The organism is Paenalcaligenes sp. Me52, from assembly GCF_050487965.1.
Taxonomy (GTDB): Bacteria; Pseudomonadota; Gammaproteobacteria; order Burkholderiales; family Burkholderiaceae_B; genus Paenalcaligenes.
In genome coordinates, this window is sequence record NZ_JBKQFO010000008.1 from 1 (window position 1) to 1,088 (window position 1,088).

1 protein-coding gene is annotated in these 1,088 nt (G+C 51.8%); it reads left to right on the forward strand.

All coding sequences use genetic code 11. The features are described 5' to 3' along the window. Window positions 1-104: 104 nt before the first annotated feature. The coding region (locus ACLO87_RS16650) for an amino acid permease (RefSeq protein ID WP_430224323.1) at window positions 105-1,088 on the forward strand (984 nt) is incomplete at its 3' end.

Genomic DNA, 1,088 nt, shown 5'->3' on the forward strand with positions numbered 1-1,088 from the left:
TTGTTACCTAATATCGATGAGTCCCGATACAGATTCGTCGTATCATAGACTGACTAAAGGCCGTAGAGCCTGAACAACACAGACAGGTACAGGAAGAAAAAAACATGGTAGATCAGGTAAAAGTCGTTGCCGATGATCAGGCTCCGGCTGAACAGTCGCTACGGCGCAATCTCACAAACCGACATATTCAGCTTATTGCCATTGGCGGTGCCATTGGTACGGGGTTGTTTATGGGGTCCGGCAAAACGATTAGCCTTGCCGGGCCGTCGATCATTTTCGTTTATATGATCATTGGTTTTATGCTCTTTTTCGTGATGCGGGCAATGGGGGAATTGCTGCTTTCGAATCTGGAATACAAATCTTTTAGTGACTTCGCTTCCGATTTACTCGGGCCGTGGGCAGGATATTTCACCGGCTGGACTTACTGGTTCTGCTGGGTTGTAACCGGTATGGCAGACGTGGTGGCGATCACGGCTTATGCTCAGTTCTGGTTCCCCGATCTCTCCGACTGGGTCGCCTCGCTGGCGGTGATAGTGCTGCTGCTGACGCTCAACCTTGCCACCGTGAAAATGTTCGGTGAGATGGAGTTCTGGTTTGCGATGATCAAAATCGTCGCCATCGTGTCGCTGATTGTCGTCGGCCTGGTCATGGTGGCGATGCACTTTCAGTCACCGACTGGTGTGGAAGCGTCATTCGCGCATTTGTGGAACGATGGCGGCTGGTTCCCGAAAGGTTTAAGTGGCTTCTTTGCCGGATTCCAGATAGCGGTTTTCGCTTTCGTGGGGATTGAGCTGGTAGGTACAACAGCTGCGGAAACCAAAGATCCGGAGAAATCACTGCCACGCGCGATTAACTCCATTCCGATCCGTATCATTATGTTCTACGTCTTCGCGCTGATTGTGATTATGTCCGTGACGCCGTGGAGTTCGGTAGTCCCGGAGAAAAGCCCGTTTGTTGAACTGTTCGTGTTGGTGGGGCTGCCTGCTGCCGCAAGTGTGATCAACTTTGTGGTACTGACCTCTGCGGCGTCTTCCGCTAACAGCGGCGTCTTCTCTACCAGCCGTATGCTGTTTGGTCTGGCGCAGGAA